The organism is Pseudoduganella ginsengisoli (genome assembly GCF_009720865.1).
Classification (GTDB): domain Bacteria; phylum Pseudomonadota; class Gammaproteobacteria; order Burkholderiales; family Burkholderiaceae_D; genus Rugamonas; species Rugamonas ginsengisoli.
In genome coordinates this window covers 132,808-152,864 of sequence record NZ_WNLA01000013.1, presented here as the reverse complement: position 1 = coordinate 152,864, position 20,057 = coordinate 132,808, and the positions used below count along the sequence as shown (strand labels likewise).

Sequence of the window (20,057 nt, the reverse complement as noted above, 5' to 3'; positions counted from 1 at the left end):
TTCAGTCAGACGGGACGTGTGCACGCCACCATGTAATTGACGTCGGTGTCGTCGTTAAGCGAATAAATCTTGCTCAACGGGTTATACCCCAGGCCTTTCAGACTGTCTACCTGCAAGCCAGCGTTGCGTATATATTGCGACAATTCTGCCGGCGTGATGAATTTTGCGTAATCGTGCGTGCCTTTTGGGAGCAGACGCAACACATATTCAGCGCCCAGCACGGCAAACAGGTACGACTTCGGGTTGCGGTTCAAGGTCGAGAAAAAGACCTTGCCGCCAGGTTTGACCAGCGTGGCGGCAGCCTGCACGATGGCGGCAGGATCGGGCACGTGTTCCAGCATTTCCATGCAGGTCACGACGTCATACTGGCCCGCTTCCTGGGCCGCCATGTCTTCCGCGGCAACCAGCTGGTAGCGCACTTGCACGCCCGATTCCAGGCTGTGCAGGTCGGCCACTTTCAGCGCTTTTTCAGACAAGTCGATGCCAGTGACCTTGGCGCCTTTGCGCGCCATGGATTCGGCCAGGATGCCCCCGCCGCAGCCAATATCGATCACGTTCTTGCCCGCCAGCGGGGCGCGCGCGTTGATCCATTCCAGGCGCAGAGGGTTGATTTCGTGCAGGGGACGGAATTCGGAAGTGGGGTCCCACCAGCGGTGGGCCAGCTCACTGAATTTTTGGAGTTCGAGAGGGTCGGCGTTCATAGTCGGCATGATAACGGACATTTGCCTGACGCCAAAGCGCGCGCCGGAGAATTCTTGATTCCCCGGCGCTTGTCGCCAGGTTATTGCTTGGGCGGCTTTTTCACGAACAGGATTTTGTCGATGACGGCTTCGCCGCTGCGGTCCAGGTGATACTGGATCGATGCATTGTATTTCGTGGCGGGATCGACCAGGTTTTCCGTGCGGGCCATTTTGATGAAAGAAAAGATGGTCGGCAGCAGGCCCAGCACGAATTTCGGCTTCAGCGGGGCTTCCGCTTGCTGCGTCAGCGCCACTTCGCCTTTGGAGGCCACGGCGGTAATCCATTTATCCATACGGCCCGGAATCGCATTCAGCGAAATCTTGCCGGTAATTGCCACTTCCACCTGGTCTTTGCCGGAGGCCAGCTGGCTGGACAGGGCATTGTCAAACAGCGACGAATCCAGGAAAACCACCGATGCCGGCGGCGGGGCTGCGGGTTCTTCCGGCGCAGGCGCTGCGGCCGCAGCAGGTGCAGCAGGTGCAGCAGGTGCAGCAGCCGGGGCCGGTGCGGCAGGGACGGCAGGCGTAGCCGCCTGCGCCGCAGGCACAGCGGGCGGTGCATCCGAAGCCTTGACCGGTTGTGCGCAAGCCGTCGTGGACAGGGCGAGGGCGACGGCCAATGCCGACGGGATCAGTTGGAGTTTCATTAGTGCATCCTTACAGTTCATGGAATTCAGTCATCACGGCGCCAAATGCATCGGAGCAGCGCTCGGCTGCGGCGCTGTCGCGCGGTGCACCCGGCTGGCATTCCGGGCTGGACAGGCTGGCAGACGTCCCCAGCAGCCATTGCAAGCGCGCCCGGCCGCCGGCATCCGTCAAGTTATAGGTAAACGGGCCAGCCTTGCTATTGCCCAGCTGGGATATATCGCGCGGCGAGGCGCTGACCACCACCAGCATGCGGTCGACGCCAGCCGGGCCCTGCGCGGTAATGCGCCAGCCAGGACGGGGCAATCGGATGCTTTCGCCCGCCTTGATGCGGTTGTCGCCATCGCGGTCGTTGGGGAACAGCATGTAATAACTCTGGTTGTCCGACCCCAGCAGCACAACATAGACATAGCCCGCGTGCGATGACGTGACGGACAAATCCAGCGCATCTTTGCCGATTTTTAACATGCGGGCCGGCGCCGTGACCGTGACTTTCCGGCGCGGGTCGCTTTGCGCCAGGATGTCCGTCAGGGCGGCGGCGGGCGCTGCTGCCGGTGGCTTGCCGGACGGTGGCGCGGACGTTGGCCTGGCGGGTGTTGCCGACGCAACCGGTACAGGCGGCGAGGACTGCGTCGCAGGCGCGGCTGGCGGCTTTGGCGGCGCGGCAGGCGCGCTGGCCATGGCCGATGCTGCCGGTGTATTGGCTGCCGCCGGGGCCACCACGGACGCGGCCGACGCGGCACTGGTCAGCCAGCCCGGCACAAAGCCGGCATTGCCGCCCATGGTCATGTGCTGCGCGCCAAATTGCTGGTTGCCCTTGAAGCGGGCTTCGATGCGTTCCTGGGCGCAGACGGAAATTTCGTTGACGGAAATCGCGCCGGACTGGTCCAGGTCTTTGGCGTCGTGCAGCATGCAGTCGCGCCATGCCTGGGTGGCGACACCACCCGCATCTTCATCGTCGAACGACACTTCATCGGGCCGCGATGATGAAATCAGCACAATGTTATGCGCCAGCGCGCCGGTTTTCTCCGCTTCATTGCCCAAGCTGCGGGTGCGGATATTGGTGGGTTTCGAGCACATGTCCGATGCGCCGCCCGGCGAGAACTTCGGCGTCAGTTTGCCTTTCGGCGTGGCCAGGCTGCGCGTCACGCCCAGCGGCTTGCCGACAATGCCGCCCGAGTGGCAGGCGTCATAAAACACCATCAGCTTGTCAGTCTTGTCGGAAATCGGCTTGAGCAGCGTGGCGATCCTGGCATTGGTCAGCGGCACGCTGTCCGCCGGCAGCAGCGCTTCCACGCAACCCTTGTCGGCCGGCGCCGCGCTGTAATAGCGGGTGCCATGACCAGAGTAATAAAAGAAGACGCGGTCGCCTGGACGGGTACGCTGGTTCAGCGCTTCGATTTCCTGCTCGATGCGGGCCGATGTGGCTTCATGGTCGCGCAGCACGCGGATATTGGCTTCCGGTACCTGCATGGCGGTGGCCATTTGCGTGGCGGAATCAATGTCGTGGCCGACACCCAGCAGCGGCGGAACATTCGGCGCCATGTAATCGCCAATGGCAATGATCAGTGCATGGCGCGCGGCGCGCGGCTGGCTGGGCGGCTGGTCGGGTTGGGCGCCGGCTGCCGGCGCGGCGGCATGCACGGCGCTGGTCAAAGCGAGGCCCGCAAGGGCCAGGCTGGCCAGCAGGGGAGTGAGGCGCATGGGTTATGGCTCCAGGCTGACGATGCGGACGCGGCGGTTTTCCGCTGCGGAAGGATCGGCCGGGTTGGCCAGTTCGCTGGAACCCTTGCCTTCGGTAACCAGCCGGTCCGGCGCCACCTGGTTGATCACGAGGACGCGCTTGACGGATTCCGCCCGCATGGCGGACAGCTTGCGGTTATACGCAGCCTGCCCGGTGCCATCGGTATGGCCTTCCAGGCGAAAGCGCAGTTTCGACAGTTCGGGCGATTTCATGGCGGTCGCCAGCGCCGTCAGTGTGTGCATGCTGGCAGGCTGCACGCGGTCCGAATTCACATCGAACTGGATGGCCAGGCTGATGGAATTTGATGGTGGCGTCACTGGCGCTGGAGCGGGGGCGCTGGTGGGTTCCGGGGGCGCTTCCACGTTCAAATTGCGGGTGCGGTGGACTTTGGGCGCGGAGGCGGCAGCTTCCGGCGCAGAGGCGGCCGGTTTGCCTTTCAGCGCGTCGATGATTTGCTGGGCGGAAGGATCGGCGGCAGGCGTCTGGGCCAGCGCGGCACTGCATAGCAGCAGCGCGGGCAGCACATGGAATCGTTTCATGATGTGTAAGTAAAGAGCAAAGGCTGTGAAGAATCTTACTCCTTATTGACGCTGGTCAACAGGTACATACTGCCGTTTACACCACATGAAACGCAGATGTTTTGGACAAAAAAAACCGCCCGGCTAAGCCGGGCGGTTGAATGTTGCTTACGTATTACGCTTAGGCGTATTACTTAACGGCGCGGGTACCCACCACTTCGATTTCAACGCGGCGGTTTTTAGCGCGGCCAGCAGCGGTCTTGTTGTCGTCCACAGGCTGCTTCTCGCCTTTGCCTTCGGTGTACACGCGGTTGGCTTCAACGCCTTTCGATACCAGGTAAGCTTTCACAGCTTCCGAGCGGCGTACCGACAGCTTCTGGTTGTACTCATCGGTGCCCACGGAGTCGGTGTGGCCAACAGCGATGATGACTTCCAGGTTGATGCCGCCCAGTTTCGACGACAGGTCGTCCAGCTTGGCTTTGCCTTCTGGCTTCAGCACGGCTTTGTCGAAGTCGAAGAACGCGTCAGCAGCGAAGCTGACTTTTTCCGACGTTGGCGCTGGGGCTGCCGCTTTCGGTGCTGGCGCTGGGGCCGGCGCCGGTGCTGGAGCCGGTGCTGGTGGCGGCGGAGGCGCTACGCACTTGCCGTTTTCCAGCTTCTCTGGCTCGACGCAGATCGGCAGGTCGCAGCCTGGCACCGCGTCAGCCGGGGTCCAGTAGCCAGTGCGCCAGCACAGGCCGAACGGGTCACGGGCGATGATGCCGCGTGCATCTTGCACGTAGGCGCTCTTCGGCGTCGGTGCCTTGATGTCGGTGGTGACTGGCGCGAATGGAGGCTGCGTTGGCTGTTGCGCGGAAGCGCTACCAGCGATCACAGCAGACACTGCGAACAGCGAGGCGATGATTTTTTTCATATTTTTCTTCCTTTCGGGGTGTTATCCGCAGTAAAAACTGCGCAACGTTGTATTAACTGGGCGCATCCTACCATACGCCCCTGCGTCGCGCCGGTTCCCGATTGCGAAACTATCAATTAACTTCTCGTCCATTTTGCCATAGGGGACGAAAAAGAATACGAACGGTCCAAAATGAATCCGGTACGCATCTTACCAAAATGTTGTGTTTATGCAACGGTATTTATACGTATTCCGCGATAATAAATAGGAAATATTTCAAGTTCGTGACTCGCATCCTTGCTTTCATCCACCCGGTGCAGTAATAAGCAGCCCCTCCACGGTGCGGAATCTCGCGGTAGGGCGGGCGCGCATGCTAAAATCGTACGCTTGTCTTTGAGCGCGGCCAGGCATCCTCGCCAGGCCCGCGTCAGATAAGCCAACCTCAGCAAAGAACAGACGACCCGCCAATGGATCAATTCGCAAAAGAAACAATCCCAATTTCCCTCGAAGAAGAGATGCGCAAGAGCTACCTCGATTACGCCATGAGCGTGATCGTGGGCCGTGCCTTGCCGGATGCGCGCGACGGCCTGAAGCCGGTACACCGCCGCGTCCTGTTCGGGATGCACGAACTGAACAACGTGTGGAACCGTCCTTACGTGAAATGCGCCCGTGTCGTGGGTGAAGTCATGGGTAAGTACCACCCGCACGGCGACGCGTCGATTTACGACACGCTGGTGCGTATGGCGCAGGACTTTTCGCTGCGTTACATGCTGGTGGACGGCCAGGGCAACTTTGGTTCCATCGACGGCGACAACGCGGCGGCGATGCGTTACACGGAGTGCCGCCTGGACAAGATCGCCGGCGAAATGCTGGCGGACATCGATAAAGACACGGTCGACTTCGCGCCGAACTATGACGGCAAGGAAAAAGAGCCGACTGTATTGCCGACCCGTATCCCTAACCTGCTGATTAACGGTTCGTCCGGTATCGCGGTGGGTATGGCGACCAATATTCCTCCGCACAACATTACGGAAGTCATCGATGGCGCACTGCACGTGCTGGCCAATCCGGATTGCACGATCGATGAATTGATCGAACTGATCCCGGCGCCTGACTTCCCGACCGGCGGCACGATTTATGGCGTGTCCGGTGTGCGCGACGGTTACCGCACGGGCCGTGGCCGCGTCGTCATGCGCGCCAAGACCCACTTCGAGGAGTTTGGCAAAGAAGGCGGCCGTACCGCCATCATCGTTGATGAGCTGCCATATCAAGTCAACAAGAAGTCGCTGCTGGAGCGCATTGCTGAAAACGTGCGCGACAAGAAGCTCGAAGGGATTTCCGACATCCGCGACGAGTCCGACAAGTCGGGCATGCGCGTGGTCATCGAGCTGAAGCGTGGCGAAGTGCCGGAAGTCGTGCTGAACAACCTGTACAAGCAGACCCAGCTGCAAGACACGTTCGGCATGAACATGGTGGCGCTGGTCGATGGCCAGCCGAAGCTGATGAACTTGAAGGACATGCTGTCGACCTTCCTGTCGCATCGCCGCGAAGTGGTGACGCGCCGTACCGTGTTCGAACTGCGCAAGGCGCGCGAACGCGGCCACGTGCTGGAAGGTTTGGCCGTTGCGCTGGCCAACATCGATGACTTCATTGCCATCATCAAGGCCGCGCCAACGCCGCCGCTGGCAAAAACCGAACTGATGGCGCGTGCCTGGGATTCGTCGCTGGTGCGCGAAATGCTGGCGCGTACGGGTGAAGAAGGCCAGGCGGGCGCCGATGCCTTCCGTCCGGAACACTTGCCGAAGCATTACGGCTTGCAATCCGACGGCCTGTACAAGCTGTCCGACGACCAGGCGCAGGAAATCCTGCAAATGCGCCTGCAGCGCCTGACCGGCCTGGAACAGGACAAGATCGTCAACGAATACAAAGACGTGATGGCGCAAATCGCCGACTTGCTGGACATCCTGGCCAAGCCGGCCCGCGTCACGGCCATCATTCACGACGAAATGGTGCTGTGCAAGAATGAATACGGCGAAAAAGATGCACGCCGTTCCAATATCGAGCACAACGCGTCCGAACTGGAAACCGAAGACCTCATCACGCCGCAAGACATGGTGGTGACGCTGTCGCACATGGGTTATATGAAAGCCCAGCCGATTTCCGAATACCGCGCACAGAAGCGCGGCGGCCGCGGCAAGCAGGCCATGGCGACCAAGGATGAAGACTGGATCGACCAGCTGTTCATCGCCAACACGCACGATTACATCCTGTGCTTCTCGAACCGTGGCCGCATGTACTGGCTGAAGGTGTGGGAAGTGCCGCAAGGCTCGCGCACGTCGCGCGGCAAGCCGATCGTCAACATGTTCCCGCTGCAGGAAAACGAAAAGATCACCGTGGTGCTGCCGCTGTCCGGCGAAAACCGCACGTTCCCGGAAGATCACTACGTGTTCATGTCCACCAGCCTGGGCACCGTGAAAAAGACGCCGCTGAAAGACTTCAGCAATCCACGCAAGGCCGGCATCATTGCCGTTGACCTGGATGAAGGCGACTTCCTGATCGGCGCGGCGCTGACCGACGGCAAGCATGACGTGATGCTGTTCTCGGATGCCGGCAAAGCCGTGCGCTTCGATGAAAACGACGTGCGTCCGATGGGCCGTACGGCGCGCGGCGTGCGCGGCATGAACCTGGACGAAGGCCAGAACGTGATTGCGCTGCTGGTCGCTGAAAACGAACAGCAGTCGGTGCTGACTGCAACGGAAAACGGTTATGGCAAGCGTACGCCGATCACGGAATACACGCGCCACGGCCGCGGCACCAAGGGCATGATCGCGATCCAGACGTCGGAGCGTAACGGTAAAGTGGTTGCCGCTACCCTGGTGACCCCGACCGATGAAATCATGCTGATCACGACCGGTGGCGTGCTGATCCGTACCCGCGTCGCGGAAATCCGCGAAATGGGCCGCGCAACGCAGGGTGTGACCCTGATTGCCGTGGAAGATGGCACCAGCCTGTCGGGCCTGCAGCGTATCGTGGAATCGGATATCGATGAAACGGAAGGCGAAGGCGGCGACGCTGCGGAAGCGCCAGCGGAGCCAGCAGCGGAGTAAGCCGGGCTTACTCGGCTGAGGTATAAGCTTAGAAGTAGCTTATATAACAGGGCCGGTGTCATTGACGCAGATTAATGCGACAATGATGCTGGCCCTGTTTCTTTTTGCATAAGGAAAAGTTGATGAAGAAATTGATTGCAGCTGCCGTACTGGCGCTGGCGGTTCCCGCCGCATCCGTGTATGCGGCCGATACCGGGGCAAATGACAAGACGGTTGCCGCTGCCAAAGAATTGATGGCCGTGATGAATATGCGCGCCGTGACGCAGGCGTCGTTGCAGCAAATGTCGCAGCAGTTGCCAGGCATGATGCGCCAGATGATGCAAGTTGCCATCGACAGCAAGAAACTGAGTCCCGAGCAGGCGCGCAAGGCTCTGGCTGACATGGAAAAGACGCTGCCAAGTACGGTGGCTGCCATGAATAAAACCCTCAGCGATTCAAAAATGCTGGAAGAGCTGGAAGCGGAAACCGTGGCCATCTATGCGCGCAACTTCACTGAAGACGAGATGAAGCAGGTCATCGCGTTTTACCGCAGCCCGGTCGGCGCTAAGATGCTGACCAAGATGCCGCAGCTGATGCAGGAATCCATGCAAGCCAGCCAGAAGGTTGTCCTGCCGCGCATGGCCAAGATGATTGAAGGCATGGCCGCTGAGCTGGGCAAGTAACACTTTTTTAAAGGAATTGAGTCAGTGACGAACATCTATAACTTCTCCGCCGGCCCAGCCGTTTTACCGAAAGAAGTGCTGGCGCAAGCCGCCGCTGAAATGCTGGACTGGCATGGCAGCGGGATGTCCGTCATGGAAATGAGCCACCGCGGCCCGGAATTTATTTCGATTTACCGCCAGGCCGAGCGTGATTTGCGCGAGCTGCTGGCGGTGCCGGATAACTACAAGATCCTGTTCATGCAGGGCGGCGGCTTGTCGCAAAACGCCGTGATCCCGATGAACCTCGTGGGCAAGGAAGGCGCCACCATCGACTTCGTGCAGACCGGTTCGTGGTCGTCGAAGTCCATCAAGGAAGCAGCGCGTTACGCGAACGTCCATGTCGCGGCATCCGCCAAGGACAATGGCTATACCTTCGTGCCGCCGCAATCGGAATGGAAACTGACGCCGGGCGCATCGTACCTGCACCTGTGCACCAACGAAACCATCGATGGCGTGGAAATCGGCTTCGTGCCGGAAGTGCAGGGCGATACCGTGCTGGTGGCCGATATGTCGTCGCACATTTTGTCGCGCCCGGTCGATGTGTCGAAATACGGATTGATCTTCGGCGGCGCGCAGAAAAATATCGGCCCGGCAGGCGTCACCGTCGTCATCGTGCGCGATGACTTGATCGGCAAGGCGCTGCCATACTGCCCGTCCGCGTTTGACTTTAAAAACGTGGCGGACAATGAATCGATGTACAACACGCCGCCCACCTACGGCATTTATATTGCCGGCCTGGTGTTCCAGTGGCTCAAGCGCCAGGGCGGCGTGGCCGAGATGGAACGCCGCAACATTGAAAAAGCCAAGCTGCTATACGCGGCGCTCGACGCGGACGATTTTTACCAGAATCGTGTGCAACCTGAATACCGCTCGCGCATGAACGTACCGTTCTACCTGCGCGACGAAAGCAAGAATGAAGCATTCCTGGCCGGCGCCAAAGCGCGCGGCCTGCTGCAACTGAAGGGCCACAAGTCCGTCGGCGGTATGCGTGCATCGATCTATAACGCGATGCCAATCGAGGGTGTCCAAGCCCTTGTCGATTACCTCAACGAATTTGCGGGACGCTAGTCCCGGCTGAACATGACTGATAAATTAAAACCGCTGCGCGAAAAGATCGATGCGATCGACGCGCAGATATTGACCCTGCTGAATGAGCGCGCCAAGGTCGCGCAGGAAGTCGGGCACGTCAAAGCTGAAACCAATGCGCCCGTGTTCCGCCCTGAGCGTGAAGCGCAAGTGCTGCGCGGCGTGGCCGAGCGCAACCCTGGCCCGATGGTGTCGTTTGACGTGCAAACCATCTTCCGCGAAATCATGTCGGCTTGCCGCGCGCTGGAAAAGCGCGTGACGGTGGCGTACCTGGGCCCGGCCGGCACGTTCAGCGAACAAGCCGTATACCAGCAATTCGGCACCGCCGTGGAAGGCTTGCCGTGCGCGTCGATCGATGAAGTGTTCCGCGCCACCGAGGCGGGAACGGCGGAATTTGGCGTGGTGCCGGTGGAAAATTCGTCCGAAGGCGCGATCAACCGCACGTTGGACTTGATGCTGCAAACCACGCTGCTGATTTCCGGCGAAGTGGCGATTCCCGTGCATCACAGCCTGATGTCCAAGACCGGTTCGATGGATGGCGTCAAAGTCATTTGCGCGCATTCGCAGGCGCTGGCGCAATGCCAGGTGTGGCTGAACCAGAATTACCCGAACATCGAGCGCCGCGCCGTGGCGTCCAACGCGGAAGCGGCGCGCATGGCGGGCGACGATCCGGCCATGGCGGCCATTGCCAGTGAAATTGCCGGCACCCGCTACAAGCTGGGCGTCGTCAAGCCGCACATCCAGGACGACCCGCACAACCGCACGCGCTTTGCCATCATTGGCCAGTTGCAGACGCTGCCGTCCGGTAAAGACCAGACATCCATCGTCCTGGCCGTGCCGAACAAGGCGGGCGCCGTGTACCAGTTGCTGGCGCCGCTGGCGAAACACGGCGTGTCGATGACGCGCTTTGAATCGCGTCCGGCCCGCATGGGGACGTGGGAATACTATTTCTATGTCGACGTGGAAGGCCATATCCACAACGAGTCCGTTGCCAAGGCCATGGCGGAATTGAAGGACGAAGCGGCGTTCTTCAAGTTGCTGGGTTCTTATCCAGTCAGTCTCACGTAAAGCATTTCAAAGGTTTTAATACATGTCGAAAGAATTCGGTCCTGATTACGTCCGCGCCATCGCCCCATACCAGGCGGGCAAGCCTATCTCTGAAGTGGCGCGCGAGTTCGGCCTCGATGAAGCCAATATCGTCAAACTGGCGTCCAATGAAAACCCGTTCGGCGTGCCGGATTCCGCCAAGGACGCCATGGCGGCTGCCGCTGCGGAATTGGGCCGCTACCCGGATGCCAACGGCTTTGAATTGAAAGCTGCGCTGTCCAAGCGCTATGACGTGCCGGCTGACTGGATCACGCTGGGCAATGGCTCCAACGATATCCTGGAACTGGCGGCCAAAGCCTTCGTCCAGCGAAGCGAGGGCATAGTCTATGCGCAGTATTCGTTTGCCGTGTATGCGCTGGCAACGCAAGGTTTGGGCGCGCGCCACATCGTGGTGCCGGCCAAGGATTACGGCCATGACCTGGACGCCATGCTGGCTGCCATCGATGGCGAGACCAAACTGGTGTTCATTGCCAACCCCAATAACCCGACCGGCACGTTCATCCCGGGCCCGCAAATTGAAGCGTTCCTGAAAAAAGTGCCGGCCAATGTGGTCGTCGTGCTCGATGAAGCGTACAACGAATACCTGAAGCCGGAAGACCAGTATGATTCCGCCGCGTGGGTCAAGCAATACCCGAACTTGCTGGTGTCGCGCACGTTCTCCAAGGCGTATGGCCTGGCCGGCTTGCGCGTGGGCTTCTCGATTGCGCAGCCCAAGCTGACGGACTTGATGAACCGCGTGCGCCAGCCATTCAACGTGAACTCGCTGGCGCAAGCTGCCGCGATTGCCGCGCTGAATGATGCGGCATTCCTTGAAAAGGGCGCCCGCAACAACGCGGCCGGCTATGAACAATTCGTCGAAGCGTTCGAGCAAATGAACCTGGAATACGTGCCATCGTACGGCAACTTCGTGCTGGTGAAAGTCGGCGAAGATCCGCAAGCGGGCGCCCGCGTCAACCTGGCGCTGCTGAAGCAGGGCGTGATCGTGCGCCCGGTTGGCAATTATGGCTTGCCTGAGTGGCTGCGCATTTCCATCGGCCTGCCGCAGGAAAATGCCGTGCTGATCGCGGCCTTGCAAAAGGCGCTGGGTGAAGCATGACGAAGTTCGACAAAGTCGTGATTTCCGGCGTCGGCCTGATCGGCGGCTCGTTTGCGCGGGCGCTGAAGCAGGCTGGCGCGGTGCGCACGGTTGTTGGACTGGGCCGTTCCCGCACATCGCTGGAACGCGCCAGGGAATTGGGCATTATCGATGCCATCGGCGACGACGTCGCCGAAGCTGTCAAAGGCGCCGACCTGGTGCTGCTGGCGGCGCCTGTAGCGCAGACAGGGCCTATCCTGTCGTCGCTGTTGCCGCACCTGGAGCCGCATACCGTGGTCACGGACGCCGGCAGCACCAAGACCGATGTGACGGAAGCCGCCCGCAAAGTATTGGGCAGCCGTATCAGCCAGTTCGTGCCGGGCCACCCGATTGCCGGACGTGAAACCAATGGCCCCGATGCGGCCATCCCCGACCTGTACCGCGGCAAAAAAGTCGTGCTGACGCCTGTACCGGAAAACAGTGCAGCCGATGTGGAACGGGTGGCTGAAGCATGGCGCCTGTGCGGCGCCATCATTCACCGCCTGTCGCCGCAGGAACACGATAAAGTATTCGCGTCGGTCAGCCATTTGCCGCACTTGCTGGCTTTTGCGCTGGTCGATGATATCGCTCGCAAGCCGCACGCGGATTTACTGTTCCAGTACGCGGCCAGCGGTTTCCGCGATTTCACCCGCATTGCCGGTTCATCGCCGGAAATGTGGCGTGACATCAGCCTGGCCAACCAGGAAGCACTGTTGGCGGAGCTCGACGCGTACATGGCGCAACTGGCGGCAGTGCGCGCACAACTGGCGGCCGGCGACGGCAAGGGACTGGAAGCCGTGTACAGCAATGCGCGCGAAGCGCGCGAACGGTGGATCGCCGCCATTGAAACGGCGGAAGCGCCGCCACCCAAAGATTTGGCAGAATAGGATAGAGCATGAGCACGCAGTACCCGGAATACATAGATTTGCAACCCGCCGCCCGCGCCCAAGGCACGGTGCGCCTGCCTGGGTCGAAAAGCATTTCCAACCGTATCTTGCTGCTGGCCGCGCTGGCGCAAGGCACGACCGAAGTCATCGACCTGCTGGCGTCCGACGATACGCACGTGATGCTGAACGCGCTGCGTTCGCTGGGCATAGCGTGGGATGAGAAGCAGGACGGCAGCCATACCGTGCACACGGTGCAGGGCGGCGCCGGTTCGTTCCCGAACCGCACGGCGGACCTGTTCATGGGCAATGCCGGCACGGCGATCCGTCCGCTGACGGCGGCGCTGGCCGTAATTGGCGGTGAATACACGGTGCATGGCGTGCCGCGCATGCACGAGCGCCCGATTGGCGATCTGGTCGATGCGTTGAATGACGTGGGGGCGAAGATTGACTACACCGGCAACAAGGGGTATCCGCCATTGCACATCCACGCGGGCCAGTTCACGCAATCGCGCCTGTCCGTGCGCGGCGATGTGTCGAGCCAGTTCCTGACGGCGCTGCTGATGGTCGCGCCGCTGATGGCGCGCACGCACGACATCACCATCGCCGTGGTGGGCGAACTGATTTCCAAGCCCTACATTGAAATCACGCTGAACCTGATGCGCCGCTTTGGCGTACAAGTCGAGCAGGATGGCTGGCAGGCATTTACGATCCGCGCGGGCCAGCAATACCAGAGCCCAGGCGTGATCCACGTGGAAGGCGATGCATCGTCCGCGTCGTATTTCCTGGCGGCCGGTGCGATTTCGGGCGGCCCGGTGCGCGTGGAAGGCGTGGGCAGCCAGTCGATCCAGGGCGACGTGCGCTTTGCGGAAGCCTTGCAGCAAATGGGCGCGAAGATCACGATGGGCGACAACTGGATCGAAGCGTCGGCTGACGCGCCGTTGAAAGCGGTCGATATGGACTTCAACCATATCCCGGATGCGGCCATGACGATTGCTGTCGCCGCGCTGTTTGCCGACGGCACGACGACGCTGCGCAACATCGCCAGCTGGCGCGTGAAGGAAACCGACCGGATTGCCGCCATGGCGACGGAATTGCGCAAAGTCGGCGCCATCATTGAAGAAGGCCCGGACTACCTGAAAGTCACGCCGCCGGCGCAGATCGGCACGGCCGCCATCGATACGTATGACGACCACCGCATGGCCATGTGCTTCTCGCTGGCCTCGCTGAACGGTAAGTTGCGCAATGGCAACACTATGCGCATCAATGATCCGAAGTGCGTGGCCAAGACGTTCCCCGAGTATTTCGCGGCGTTTGCGGCCATCGCAAAGTAAGCGCCCAACCGTTGCTTTTCCCCTCGGTGCCAGGCACCAAAGGGAAAAGCAATATTTCCTCGCAGCTCTTACATTTGCGGGAATCGCCCAACTGGGTTAAGTTACGCGTTTGCTATCTGCTTGCCGTTAAATGTCGACCCACCCAATTCCTGTCATCACCATTGATGGTCCCACCGCTTCCGGCAAAGGGACTGTCGCCCACAAAGTCGCAGAACACCTTGGTTTTCACTTGCTGGACTCTGGCGCGCTGTACCGCCTGACGGCCCTGCAAGCGCTGCGCCGCGGCACCCCGCTCAATGACGAGCACGCGCTGGCCAAGCTGGCCGAGCACTTGAACATCAGCTTTACCGGCGACGCCATTTTCCTTGCGCACGAAAACGTGACGGATGCGATCCGCCAGGAAGAAGTTGGTAATACTGCATCGAAAATCGCTGCGTTCCCGACCGTACGGACGGCTTTGTATGGCTTGCAGCTGGGTTTCCGCAAGACGCCGGGCCTGGTGGCGGACGGCCGCGACATGGGGACAGTTATTTTCCCACATGCAACATTAAAGGTGTTTTTGACGGCTTCTGTGGCAGCGCGCGCGGAGCGCCGCTATAAGCAATTGATAGGTAAGGGAATTCCTGCTAATATGGAAGACCTCCTGATGGATTTGAAGGCACGCGACGACCGGGATACGAACCGGGCCATTGCTCCGCTGGTCCCCGCAGAGGGGGCGCATGTCCTCGATACTTCCGAAATGACCGTGGAAACCGCGGTGGCGCAAGTGTTGCAGTGGTATGCGGCCGTCGGGAAATGAAAGGCGGCCGGGCACGCTCTGATGAGTGCTACGGCTACATTGATTAACCCTTAACCCAGTTGAAGCCGCATTGTGCGGGCCTTACTGGCTAACCTGGAAATATATAAATGGAAAGTTTTGCAGCCCTCTTCGAAGAGTCGTTGTCGCGTCAAGATATGCGCTCTGGCGAGGTGATCTCCGCTGAAGTCGTGCGTCTGGATCACAACTTCGTGATCGTTAACGCCGGCCTGAAATCGGAAGCTTTCATTCCTGTTGAAGAATTCAAAAATGACCAAGGCGAACTGGAAGTCAAAGTAGGCGACTTCGTTTCCGTGGCCATCGAATCGCTGGAAAATGGTTTCGGCGATACCATCCTGTCGCGCGACAAAGCCAAGCGTCTGGCTTCGTGGCTGGCTCTGGAAAAAGCAATGGAATCCGGCGAAATCGTCGTCGGTACCGTCAATGGCAAAGTCAAGGGCGGCCTGACCGTTCTGACCAACGGCATCCGCGCATTCCTGCCGGGCTCGCTGGTAGACACCCGTCCAGTCAAAGACACCACCCCATTCGAAGGCAAGACCCTCGAGTTCAAAGTTATCAAGCTGGACCGCAAGCGTAACAACGTCGTTCTGTCCCGCCGCGCTGTCATCGAAGCATCGATGGGCGAAGAGCGTCAGAAACTGATGGAAACGCTGAAAGAAGGCACCGTGGTGACCGGCGTTGTGAAGAACATCACCGACTACGGCGCGTTCGTGGACCTGGGCGGCATCGACGGCCTGCTGCACATCACCGACCTGGCATGGCGCCGTGTGCGTCACCCGTCGGAAGTGCTGACGGTTGGCCAAGAGATCACCGCAAAAGTCCTGAAATACGATCAAGAGAAGAACCGTGTTTCGCTGGGCGTGAAGCAGCTGGGCGACGACCCATGGACCGGTCTGTCCCGTCGTTACCCACAAGGCACCCGCCTGTTCGGTAAAGTCACGAACCTGACCGACTACGGCGCGTTCGTGGAAGTGGAACAAGGCATCGAAGGCCTGGTTCACGTTTCCGAAATGGACTGGACCAACAAGAACGTCGCTCCAAACAAAGTTGTCCAGCTGGGCGACGAAGTTGAAGTGATGGTTCTGGAAATCGACGAAGAGCGTCGTCGTATTTCGCTGGGCATGAAACAGTGCAAAGCCAACCCATGGGACGACTTCGGTGTGACCCACAAGAAGGGTGACAAGGTTAAAGGCGCGATCAAGTCGATCACCGACTTCGGCGTGTTCATCGGCCTGGCTGGCAACATCGACGGCCTGGTACACCTGTCCGACCTGTCCTGGACCGAAGCTGGCGAAGAAGCTGTTCGCAAGTTCAAGAAAGGTGACGAGCTGGAAGCCGTTGTTCTGGCCATCGACGTTGAGCGTGAGCGCGTTTCCCTGGGCGTTAAGCAACTGGAAGGCGACCCATTCAACAACTTCGCAGCCCTGAACGACAAAGGCTCGCTGGTAACCGGCACCGTGAAATCGGTTGAGCCAAAAGGCGCCGTGATCCAGCTGTCGGAAGAAGTTGAAGGCTACCTGCGCGCTTCGGAAATCTCCCGCGACCGCGTGGAAGATGCCGGCACCCACCTGAAAGTTGGTGATTCGGTTGAAGCCCTGGTGATCAACATCGACCGCAAAGCACGTTCGATCCAGTTGTCGATCAAAGCCAAGGACAGCGCTGATACCGCTGAAGCCATGCAGAAGATCGCCGCTGACAACAGCGCTGCTTCGGGCACCACCAGCCTGGGCGCACTGCTGAAGGCCAAGTTCGACAACAAGAACTAATAAACCGGTATATAGATGACTAAGTCCGAGTTGATCAATCGCCTGGCTGAGCGTTATCCTCAGCTGGTGGCGAAAGATGCGGAATTCGCGGTCAAGACGATCCTCGATGCGATGACCAATGCTCTGTCGAGCGGCCAGCGTATCGAGATCCGCGGTTTCGGCAGCTTTGCTTTGAATAGCAGGCCGCCCCGTATCGGGCGCAACCCGAAGTCTGGCGACAAAGTGATGGTGCCTGAAAAGCGCGTCCCGCACTTCAAGCCGGGCAAACAGTTGCGCGAACGGGTCGACGCGATGGTCGGGCAACCGATCATCGAGGACTGAAGCATCTGGAACGGTCGCCGGGACTCGTGTGAGTTCCGGCACAAAAACGGCGTCCGTGGATGCCGTTTTTTTTTGATGAGGTAACAGGGCCTATGAAAATAGTTTCCACCGTAGTCGGTATTATCCTGTTTGTCCTGTTCTTCGGCTTTGCCTTGAAGAACACCCAGGAAGTTAACCTGGTGATGTTCCTGAATTACGAATTGCGCGGCCCATTGGTGCTGCTGTTGCTGGGCTTTTTTACCGCCGGCGCAGCGCTGGGTATCCTCGCGCTGACTCCCACCGTCTTCCGCTACCGCCGCGAAGCAAACAAATTAAAAACCACGATCGCTGCGCTGCAATCGACTGCATTGAAAGTCAATGCACAGCCGCAGCCTGACAGTGTCAACGCACAACAGTAAAACCCTATGGAATTTGAACTCTGGTGGCTGCTGGGCATGCCCATTTTCTTCGCCCTGGGCTGGGTGGCTGCGCGGGTCGATATCCGCCAGCTGGTATCCGAATCGCGCACTTTGCCGAACGGGTATTTCAAGGGCCTCAACCACCTGTTGAATGACCAGCCGGACAAGGCAATCGACGCGTTCATTGAAATCGTGCGCCTGGATCCGGAAACTGCCGACATGCACTTCGCGCTGGGCAACCTGTTCCGCCGCCGCGGCGAAACCGAGCGCGCCATCCGCGTGCACCAGAATTTGCTGTCCCGCCCTGATTTGCCGGCCGAGCAAAAAGCCCACGCGGAATATGAACTGGGCATGGATTACCTGAAAGCGGGCTTGCTGGACCGCGCTGAAGAAACCTTTAAGCGCCTGGTCGACAGTTCATATGGCGTGCAGGCGCGCCGCGCGCTGCTGGAAATCTTCCAGCGTGAAAAAGAGTGGCGCCGCGCCATCGATGAAGCGAATGGCTTGCAGGAAGCCGGCGCTGGCGTGCGTCAAAAGGAAATCTCGCAGTTTTATTGCGAAATGGCCCAGGACGCGCTGGTGCGCATGCACTACGACGAAGCCATGAAATTGCTGGAAGATGCGCTGCAGGCTGACCGCACCAGCGTACGCGCCAATATCCTCGTGGGCGACGTGCTCAACGCGCAGGGCGATGTGGAAGCTGCATTGGCCAGCTGGCGCAAGGTGGAACAGCAAAGCGTGCCGCACGTGGCGCTGGTGGCCACGCGTTTGATGGATGGCTACCGCAAGGTGGGCCGCCCGCAAGAAGGCGTCAGCTTGCTGAAGTCGTACCTGGAACAGGCGTCGTCGATCGATCTGCTGGAAGTGGTCTTTAAAGCCGTCATCGAACTCGATGGCGTGGAAGCGGCCAAGCAGCTGGTGTCGGAAGAATTGCGCCGCACGCCGACGCTGCTGGGCCTCGACAAATTGCTGGAAGCGCGCATGGTCGATGCACCGGCGGCACTGTTGTCGGAACTGTCGATGGTGAAGGGGCTGGTGCACGGCTATACGCAAAAGCTGGCCCGCTACCAGTGCGGCCATTGCGGCTTCAAAGCGCGCCAGTATTACTGGCATTGCCCAGGCTGCAGCAAGTGGGAAACCTACCCGCCGCGCCGTACGGAAGAATTGAACGTAATGAATTAAAGGCTGCCATGACGACTTCGGTAATCAAGTATCAAGCGCCGGCACTGGATAAGGTCCGCATCCTCGTGGTCGGCGACGTCATGCTGGACCGCTACTGGTTCGGCGACGTCAACCGCATTTCGCCGGAAGCGCCGGTGCCCATCGTGCGCATCGCCAAGCGCGAAGCGCGCCTCGGTGGCGCCGCCAACGTGGCGAGGAATGCCGGCGCACTGGGTGTGCAGGCCGGCTTGCTGGGCGTGGTCGGCAATGACGAGGCGGGCACGGAAGTGGAGCAATTGCTGCACAGCGGCGGCATCCACAGCTACTTAAAGCGCGATGAAGCCATTTCCACCATCATTAAATTGCGGGTGATCGGCCACCAGCAGCAAATGCTGCGCATCGATTTCGAAGAGCCGCCCAGCGACGCCGTACTGCACAACAAGCTGATGCAATACAAGGCGCTGCTGGCCGATTATGACGTGATTATCTTGTCCGACTATGCAAAGGGCAGCCTGGTCAACGTGGCCGACATGGTGGCGGCGGGCCGCGCGGCCGGCAAAGTCGTCATGGTCGATCCGAAAGGCGACGATTTCACCCGCTATACCGGCGCCACCGTGCTGACGCCCAACCGTTCGGAATTCCGCCACATTGCAGGCGGCTGGAGCAATGAAGAACAGTTGACCACCAAAGCGCAAAACTTGCGCGCGTCGCTGAAGCTCGATGCCTTGCTGCTGACCCGTTCGGAAGAGGGCATGACCTTGTACACGGAAAAAGCCGTGTTCCACACGCCCGCCGATGCACGCGAAGTGTTCGACGTCTCCGGCGCGGGCGATACCGTGATTGCCACGATGGCCGCCATGCTGGGCGCCGGCGCGGGCTGGGAAGAAGCCGTGCAGACGGCCAACCGCGCCGGCGGCATTGTCGTGGGCAAGCTGGGGACGGCAACGGTGACGCGCGAAGAATTGTTCGGCTGAGTCTGCTTATTCATTGATTTGACGCAATTGCGCAGGGTAGTTGGCATGGTCCAATGCTTTTGCGGTGTCCGCACCGCACCTCCCTCGCAGCGTTCGCTGCACCTCACAACCCGCCCTCGTGGCGGGTTTTTTTTGACCGCTTCGTCGCCGTTTGAGCAGCGTCAACATTGCAACGTCATCGCACCCGCTCCTCATGCGTTGGGCAGTGACAAGGCGCGTTCCAGGTCTTGCATCCATGAAAACGGAGGAAGTCATGTTGAAAAAACTGTTGCTGGCGGTCTCGACGATGGTATTGGCAATGGGGATGGCGTTTGCCGAGGTGGACGTGAATAAAGCCGATGCGGCAGCGCTGGACAGCGTGCGGGGTATCGGCCCCGCCAAGTCCAAGCTGATCCTCGACGAGCGCAGCAAAGGCGGTGAATTCAAAGACTGGGCCGACCTGGAACGCCGCGTGAAGGGGATCGGTGAAAAGAATGCGAAGAAATTGTCGGAAGCGGGCCTGGTCGTCAATGGCAAATCCAAGGAGGGGGCGGCAGCAAAACCAATGGAAGGCAAGCAGACCGCCAAGGCATCGGGCGCCGCCAAGAACAAGTAACTCAGCAAGCCGTGGAAAAGCCGCCAGCGCGCCTGGCGGTTTTTTTTTGAACCTAATCCCCGTGACTTGGTATTGACGCATGAATCACGGGTCTGCTGGAACAGTTTCCGCAGACATACGATAAGATCAACTCCACATGCAGATAGGGGATTG

The 20,057-nt window shown here is 59.8% G+C and carries 19 protein-coding genes; 14 read left to right on the top strand and 5 right to left on the bottom strand.

Translation table 11 applies throughout. The annotated features are described in order from the left end of the window. Positions 1 to 5 precede the first annotated feature (5 nt). From ubiG to ompA, 5 genes are all read right to left on the bottom strand, one after another. Positions 6 to 701 (bottom strand): bifunctional 2-polyprenyl-6-hydroxyphenol methylase/3-demethylubiquinol 3-O-methyltransferase UbiG, encoded by a 696-nt coding sequence (ubiG, locus tag GM668_RS18770; protein WP_155440480.1) that lies wholly within the window; start codon positions 699 to 701, stop codon positions 6 to 8. An 80-nt stretch (positions 702 to 781) separates the two neighbouring features. After that, positions 782 to 1,387, bottom strand: a complete 606-nt coding sequence (locus tag GM668_RS18765; protein WP_155440479.1) for a hypothetical protein — start codon at positions 1,385 to 1,387, stop codon at positions 782 to 784. A 10-nt stretch (positions 1,388 to 1,397) separates the two neighbouring features. Next, a complete protein-coding gene (locus tag GM668_RS18760) occupies positions 1,398 to 3,089 on the bottom strand; it encodes a caspase family protein (RefSeq protein ID WP_155440478.1) in 1,692 nt (563 codons plus the stop codon). A gap of 3 nt (positions 3,090 to 3,092) precedes the next feature. Beyond that, the gene (locus tag GM668_RS18755) at positions 3,093 to 3,668 is read right to left on the bottom strand and encodes an OmpA family protein (RefSeq protein WP_155440477.1); all 576 of its coding nucleotides are present in this window, start codon (positions 3,666 to 3,668) and stop codon (positions 3,093 to 3,095) included. A 169-nt stretch (positions 3,669 to 3,837) separates the two neighbouring features. Beyond that, on the bottom strand, positions 3,838 to 4,560 hold the full coding sequence (gene ompA / locus GM668_RS18750) for an outer membrane protein OmpA (protein WP_155440476.1): 723 nt from the start codon (positions 4,558 to 4,560) through the stop codon (positions 3,838 to 3,840). Between the two features lie 446 nt (positions 4,561 to 5,006). Here ompA and gyrA point away from each other — a divergent pair, with 446 nt between their 5' ends. The 14 genes from gyrA to GM668_RS18680 all read left to right on the top strand — a co-directional run bounded on the left by gyrA (position 5,007) and on the right by GM668_RS18680 (position 19,904). Next, positions 5,007 to 7,646, top strand: coding sequence for a DNA gyrase subunit A (gyrA, locus tag GM668_RS18745; RefSeq protein WP_155440475.1), 2,640 nt, complete (start codon positions 5,007 to 5,009; stop codon positions 7,644 to 7,646). Between the two features lie 122 nt (positions 7,647 to 7,768). Then, the gene (locus tag GM668_RS18740) at positions 7,769 to 8,308 is read left to right on the top strand and encodes a DUF2059 domain-containing protein (RefSeq protein WP_155440474.1); all 540 of its coding nucleotides are present in this window, start codon (positions 7,769 to 7,771) and stop codon (positions 8,306 to 8,308) included. 24 nt (positions 8,309 to 8,332) lie between these two features. After that, a complete protein-coding gene (gene serC, locus GM668_RS18735; protein ID WP_170305703.1) occupies positions 8,333 to 9,415 on the top strand; it encodes a 3-phosphoserine/phosphohydroxythreonine transaminase in 1,083 nt (360 codons plus the stop codon). Between the two features lie 12 nt (positions 9,416 to 9,427). After that, positions 9,428 to 10,501, top strand: a complete 1,074-nt coding sequence (pheA, locus tag GM668_RS18730) for a prephenate dehydratase (protein WP_155440473.1) — start codon at positions 9,428 to 9,430, stop codon at positions 10,499 to 10,501. A 22-nt stretch (positions 10,502 to 10,523) separates the two neighbouring features. Beyond that, positions 10,524 to 11,636, top strand: coding sequence for a histidinol-phosphate transaminase (hisC, locus tag GM668_RS18725; RefSeq protein ID WP_155440472.1), 1,113 nt, complete (start codon positions 10,524 to 10,526; stop codon positions 11,634 to 11,636). Next, on the top strand, positions 11,633 to 12,541 hold the full coding sequence (locus GM668_RS18720; RefSeq protein ID WP_155440471.1) for a prephenate dehydrogenase: 909 nt from the start codon (positions 11,633 to 11,635) through the stop codon (positions 12,539 to 12,541). Before hisC ends, GM668_RS18720 begins: the two co-directional genes overlap by 4 nt. A gap of 8 nt (positions 12,542 to 12,549) precedes the next feature. Next, positions 12,550 to 13,872 (top strand): 3-phosphoshikimate 1-carboxyvinyltransferase, encoded by a 1,323-nt coding sequence (gene aroA / locus GM668_RS18715; protein WP_155440470.1) that lies wholly within the window; start codon positions 12,550 to 12,552, stop codon positions 13,870 to 13,872. 130 nt (positions 13,873 to 14,002) lie between these two features. Continuing rightward, a complete protein-coding gene (gene cmk / locus GM668_RS18710) occupies positions 14,003 to 14,671 on the top strand; it encodes a (d)CMP kinase (protein WP_155440469.1) in 669 nt (222 codons plus the stop codon). A gap of 107 nt (positions 14,672 to 14,778) precedes the next feature. Next, complete coding sequence (gene rpsA, locus GM668_RS18705; protein ID WP_155440468.1) at positions 14,779 to 16,455, top strand: 30S ribosomal protein S1; 1,677 nt, start codon at positions 14,779 to 14,781, stop codon at positions 16,453 to 16,455. 15 nt (positions 16,456 to 16,470) lie between these two features. Further along, positions 16,471 to 16,776: an integration host factor subunit beta gene (locus tag GM668_RS18700; protein WP_154377329.1), complete on the top strand. Its 306-nt coding sequence runs from the start codon at positions 16,471 to 16,473 to the stop codon at positions 16,774 to 16,776. Positions 16,777 to 16,868: 92 nt separating this feature from the next. Continuing rightward, on the top strand, positions 16,869 to 17,174 hold the full coding sequence (locus GM668_RS18695; protein ID WP_155440467.1) for a LapA family protein: 306 nt from the start codon (positions 16,869 to 16,871) through the stop codon (positions 17,172 to 17,174). 6 nt (positions 17,175 to 17,180) lie between these two features. After that, entirely contained in the window at positions 17,181 to 18,356 is a 1,176-nt protein-coding gene (lapB, locus tag GM668_RS18690; RefSeq protein WP_155440466.1) for a lipopolysaccharide assembly protein LapB, read from the top strand. 8 nt (positions 18,357 to 18,364) lie between these two features. Further along, on the top strand, positions 18,365 to 19,309 hold the full coding sequence (rfaE1, locus tag GM668_RS18685) for a D-glycero-beta-D-manno-heptose-7-phosphate kinase (protein ID WP_155440465.1): 945 nt from the start codon (positions 18,365 to 18,367) through the stop codon (positions 19,307 to 19,309). Between the two features lie 253 nt (positions 19,310 to 19,562). Beyond that, entirely contained in the window at positions 19,563 to 19,904 is a 342-nt protein-coding gene (locus tag GM668_RS18680) for a helix-hairpin-helix domain-containing protein (RefSeq protein WP_155440464.1), read from the top strand. Positions 19,905 to 20,057: the final 153 nt, after the last annotated feature.